Origin of the sequence: Pectinatus brassicae, from assembly GCF_014201835.1 — a bacterium.
GTDB lineage: Bacteria > Bacillota > Negativicutes > Selenomonadales > Selenomonadaceae > Pectinatus > Pectinatus brassicae.
Genome location: NZ_JACHFH010000062.1, coordinates 1 through 5,590 on the forward strand (window position 1 = coordinate 1; position 5,590 = coordinate 5,590).

Below are 5,590 nucleotides of genomic sequence, written 5' to 3' on the forward strand. Positions count from 1 at the left end.
AACTTTCCTGACAAATTGCATGTTTGCCAGTGCCTTTTTTAACAGCAACTCTGGCATTATCAAAAATAACACGCCGGGGAACTCCATTAAAAAAAGCAAAGGCTTGTATTAATCCCTCTATAAAAGATTGTGTATTTTGTTTTCGAAAACATATAACAAATGGCGCACAGCTGTAACAAAGACGTGCACAAAATATATTTACTTTTATTCTTTTATCAGCGAGCCACACATAACATTCTCCCCAATCAATCTGCAGAGCATCTCCAGGATTAAATTCCAAAGGAACAAAAGCTTCCGCTAAATTACCGCGCATTTTATGAACCAATCCTCTAACAGTGCTTTGAGCACCACAAAAACCTATCTCATCAACTAATCGATCAAAAATGCGCTTTGCAGTATGATGTTGTTTTTTATTAGGTTCTAATTCATCATCATGTAAATATTTTTGAATAAACTGGATGATATCCGGTGTCATAATGCTGGCATTGCGTTGATAATCTGCACGAATTCCGAGATAACAATTACCCTGGCAATACTTAGCTACAGTATTACGAGAAATATTCATTTCTTTAGCAATTTGACGCTGACTTTTCTTTTCAATTAAAAATTTACGCCGGATTATTTCATAATCTTGCATAGTGATAATCACCTTACAATCACCCTCTATAATTAGATTTCTTTAATCTAATTATAGAGAATATAATACCAAGTGGCTCACTTTTTCGCTAGCGTTTTTGTATTAATTGGCTCACTTATAGAATATCATTTACACCTTCCTTTCTGTAGTCGTACATATATCATATGTATTATTTGGTATATTCTTATAATTCAATATTTTATTTAATTATCCTCTATTTTTATAATAATTATTTTACAAGCTAAAATCAACCTAACAATTTTTCGATTGCCGTCGTCATTTGAAGTGGTGTAGTTGTTGGTTCATAACGTCCAACGACATTACCCTGCTTATCAACCAAGAACTTAGTAAAATTCCATTTTATTGAATCTCCTTCCATAAATGAAGGAAATTTTGTATTAATTGCATTCTGCAGTCCTTTGGCATTAGGATGATTTTGATCGAAACCTTTAAAAGCCTGCTGTGAAATCAGATACTTAAATAATGGCTGTGCCGTTTCACCGCGAACATCATTCTTTTCAAAAATAGGAAAGGTAACGCCATAATTAAGCTTGCAAAATTGTTCAATTTCCTTAGCGCTGCCCGGTTCCTGCTGAGCAAACTGATTACTGGGGAAGGCTAATATTTCAAATCCCTTATCCTTATATTTTAGATAAACTTTTTCCAGTTCTTCATACTGTGGTGTAAATCCGCATTTACTGGCGGTATTAACAATAATTAACACTTTACCCTTATAATCAGCCAATGATTTTTGTTCACCGTGATTTGTTTTTACTGTAAAATCATAAATAGACATTTTATCATCCTCCTATATTCGATTATTGCCAATAATTATTACCATTAATTATTGCTATATATACAGCTCAGGCATATATCCTTACCCGACTGCCTATAGTCATTTTTTCAATTGGTGCTGGTGCCTGCAATGGCTGTCCGAAAGGCATCTGAGCAATCAATTTCCAACTGTCCGGAACACTGAAGTCTGCCTTTATTTTATCGTCAATCAAGGGGTTGTAATGTTGCAGATTAACACCCTATCCCATATTGGTGAGCGCTGTCCAGATGGCAAACTGCAACATACCATTTGCCTGCTGCGCCCATATTGGAAAATTATCAGCATAAAGGGCAAACTGCTTTTGCATTGCCTTGATCGTTTCAGTTTCATCAAAATATAAAATAGTACCATATGCCGCTGCAAAACCAGCCAGTTTTTTTTCTGTAGGAGCAAATTTATCAGCAGGCACAACTTTTTTTAATGCATCTTTGGTATCCTGCCAAATAGTATCATGCTTATCCCCCATAGCTACTATGACTCGCGCTGACTGCATATTAAAAGCCGATGGCACTTCCCGTGTCATTTTTTCCACTACTGCCACTATCTGCGACGGCAGAACATCAATATTTTTTCCCAGTTCGTAATTAGTACGGCGGTTACTCACCGCTTCTTGAAAACATCTCATTACAATCAACTTAAAATATCAATGCCAATTTATCAATTTTATGTTTTATATTCATAAATATCAGGTTGAATAAAAACTGCCCTGCATCTCACACAGAGCAGCTTTTATTACATAAATGCTATATATAATTTCTGATTTATTTGAAACTGCCGTTTATTTTACTAAAGCAGCAGCCTCTCTTACTATGTCATACTTACTATCGTCCGACCTTACGAATCCATTGATATGTGTCTTATTGCATCGTGTCTGCTCCTCATTCAGTTTAGTAAATGCTTCCGTTAATTTTTTTACCAAAGTTTTATCTAATACAGCCGACGCAGCGATAACATCCTTAGGAATGGGTTCTGTCTGTGCCACTTGATAGATATCTGCATCAGACAAAGTACCATTTTTTTTAGCCAGATCCAGTGCCTCTGAATAAGTGGCTCCCGCATCTATTATACCATTTTGCACTGCTTCAATGACCTTATTATGGCTGCCAAGAAAATGAATTTCGCCCAAAAATTTGTCTGGATCCTTACCTTTTTTAATCAATAACGCCTTAGGATAAATATAACCTGATGCTGATTTTTCATCAACAAACCCAAACTTTTTCCCCTGTAAATCATCCATTGATCTTATTCCACTGTCTTTTTTGCTGATTATGAATCCCAAATAAGATGTAGCTTTATTTACTACAGGCGTCACCATAGGTATCACATCAGCATTTTGCTTAGTAGAAACATACGCAAACGGAGAAAACCAGCCGACATCAATAATATTTTCCATTATAGCCTTTCCCAGTGCATCATAATTTGAAACAATTATCACTCTCGCCTTATAACCGATATCGTGTGCAACTTCTTCCAATATTGGCAAATATGTTTCCTTAATGACAAAAGGTGACACGAACGGATTGACTCCAAAAATGATTTCATCCGGTTTTTTATAACGACTGGCCACTTTTTGCACTTGTGAAGCAATAGCCAGCATAGACTTTGTATATTCAAAAAGTTCTTGAACATTCTTTTCTTGTTTAGTTACACTATCTAATGAAGTCTGTGTATTCGCTGCAATATTAACAGTTGACCCGCTGATTTGTTCTATAACGTTAGCAATTTGTTCAGTGGAGCTTCGCTGGCTATCCGACAGTGAGCACAAATTATGCGCATTTGTTTCTATGTCCTTTACATCATTTACTATGCCATTGATTGCCTCCGCTGATTCCTTGGCAAGCACTTCCATATTCTGTAATTTTTTACTGCCTTTTTCTATCGTAGTTGTCACACCAGTTATATTCTTGGTGATATCCAGGACTATATCTTCTACTTCCTTCGTAGTTGTTTCGCTTTCTATTGCCAGTTTTCTTACTTCTTTAGCGACAACAGCAAATCCCCTTCCATTTTCACCAGCCCGGGCTGACTCAATAGTAGCATTAAGTGCCAAAAGACTAGTCTGACTGGCAATATTTCTAATTTTCCCAACAAAATCCTTTATTTTATCAGAAGCCGCGTTCAAATTATTTAATTGATTGATAGCATCATGCACCGTATTGACTATATTCAACATAGATGTGCTCATACTTTCAATTTGCTGATGATGCTCCAAGGCGATTTTTGAAGATTTTGCACACTGGGTAAAACTATTTTCGGAAGCCTTATAAACATCACTGGCTGAAGATGCTATTTCCTCAATTGAAGCTGTGGCTTCCTCAGTCTGAGTTGCATTTGTACCGCTATGCAAATTTATTTCCTCAGAAAGTTTTTGCAGTCTGTGCAAAACCTCCTGATATTCCGATACTCCCCAGCGAATCTGCTGCGCTGTAAATCCTAATTCTTCAGCAACTTTCAATAGATTAACATCTTTACCAAAGTCATTATTTGCCTCCTGAGTCTTTGTCACTTCAGCAACCGGTTGATTTTTCTCCCGGCAGTTATCGCGCTTTACTAATATGACACTAATAATTATATTTACCAATATCCCACAGGCTAATGCTAAAAATATGTTTTGTTCTGCGGCATAAATAACACCTGTCAATATGACACCAATACTATAAAAAATAGTTTGCCATACTTTACAATTCATTTTATTTCATCCTCTTATAATAATATTAATTTATTTTTTCCAAATAATGGAAATTTTCTTTCTACCTATAATAATGATATTACTTTCTCATAATATCATTATTATTTTTTATAGTCAAGCATAATATATTACTTATCAGGTTAATAACGCAAACAATTTATGTATTCACTGCATAGATAAAAAGCTGTCACCACAGCAACAGCTTTTTATCTATAGTATGGTAAATTCCAGAATTATCAACGATCAAATATATCATCCCAAAATGTATATACAATCATTGCACCCAATAAAATAAAAATGAGAATATCACCAAATCCCATAATTCATAACCTACATTTCTACATTTTCCAGTCGTTCATTAGGTAAATAATGACGCCCTGTTTTAGCACACGGTTTTCCGTCAAGCAATACCACGTCCGCAGTAAAATCAACATTAGTGGCAAAAATATTGCTGCCCACAGCATATACATCAACCGGAACTTTGTTTTGTTCAAATAAACGAATCCTGTCAGGATTGAATCCGCCTGATACAATAATCTTCACATGATTAAACCCTTCATTATCAAGTGCCGCTCTGACATTGCGCACCAGCTGCTCATTTACCCCTGTAGGTTTAAAATGCCCCATCTGCCCGATCAATGATACATCGACCATCTTATCCGAAGTGTCAAGCCGCACACCTTCAAGCTTATCACCGAGTTCCCGTGCAATTGCCAAGCTGGTATTGACACAGTCATTATTAAAATCAACTAATGCTATCCGGCTTATTTTGGGATCCATATATTCATCAAAAGCCCTTGTCGCTGCTAAAGTATCTCCGTTAAATGCTGCTATCAGAGCATGCGGTATCGTTCCAGCCGCCTCTACTCCCCAACACATAGCATTAGCCGGAGTTGATACATTGTCCATACCGCCCACTTTAGCCGCATAACCATCGCCCTCCTGAATAGTGTGTTCATCAAAACGTGATGGGAAAAACAGCACCGGTTTGCCATTGGCTGCTTCAACTGCCCTGCTGCAATTCGTGGCTATCTTTGTTCTTCTGGCCAATATGCCCAGGTATACCGTTTCCAAATGAATAAAATCAGCCAGATTGCCTTCTATCGTCATCACTGTTTCCCAGGGTGCCACTTTATCGCCGTCGTGAAGTGCCATAATTTTCAATTTTTTAGGATTACGCGAACATTTCTTGATCAGAGCAATGACCTCATCTATACCGCAAAGCATTGCGTAATCACGTTGAAAAATTTGTACAGTAACATGAGGTGCCATATCAGCTTGTTCTAAAATTGCCTGCGTCCGCAAAAAATAAATATCACTATAAAATCCCTTTTCTATATATAACGTGTTAAACAATTCAACATAAGCCCTATTTTCTTTTATTGCAATGTAGTACAGTCTATTTAACCATATTGATAAAAGGAAAGTG

6 protein-coding genes are annotated in these 5,590 nt (G+C 36.6%); all 6 read right to left on the reverse strand.

Features of this window, described 5'->3' with window-relative positions; genetic code table 11:
- Nucleotides 1-637: IS21 family transposase (gene istA / locus HNR32_RS13420; RefSeq protein ID WP_183863520.1), on the reverse strand; the 637-nt coding region annotated here is incomplete at its 3' end.
- Between the two features lie 247 nt (nt 638-884).
- Entirely contained in the window at nt 885-1,433 is a 549-nt protein-coding gene (locus tag HNR32_RS13425) for a glutathione peroxidase (RefSeq protein WP_183863522.1), read from the reverse strand.
- A 67-nt stretch (nt 1,434-1,500) separates the two neighbouring features.
- Nucleotides 1,501-1,644, reverse strand: coding sequence for a nitroreductase family protein (locus HNR32_RS14290; protein WP_260162786.1), 144 nt, complete (start codon nt 1,642-1,644; stop codon nt 1,501-1,503).
- A 27-nt stretch (nt 1,645-1,671) separates the two neighbouring features.
- A complete protein-coding gene (locus tag HNR32_RS13430) occupies nt 1,672-2,097 on the reverse strand; it encodes a nitroreductase family protein (RefSeq protein ID WP_231038058.1) in 426 nt (141 codons plus the stop codon).
- Nucleotides 2,098-2,250: 153 nt separating this feature from the next.
- Nucleotides 2,251-4,161 (reverse strand): phosphate/phosphite/phosphonate ABC transporter substrate-binding protein, encoded by a 1,911-nt coding sequence (gene phnD, locus HNR32_RS13435; RefSeq protein ID WP_183863523.1) that lies wholly within the window; start codon nt 4,159-4,161, stop codon nt 2,251-2,253.
- Nucleotides 4,162-4,491: 330 nt separating this feature from the next.
- On the reverse strand, nt 4,492-5,517 hold the full coding sequence (locus HNR32_RS13440; protein ID WP_221300633.1) for a nicotinate phosphoribosyltransferase: 1,026 nt from the start codon (nt 5,515-5,517) through the stop codon (nt 4,492-4,494).
- Nucleotides 5,518-5,590: the final 73 nt, after the last annotated feature.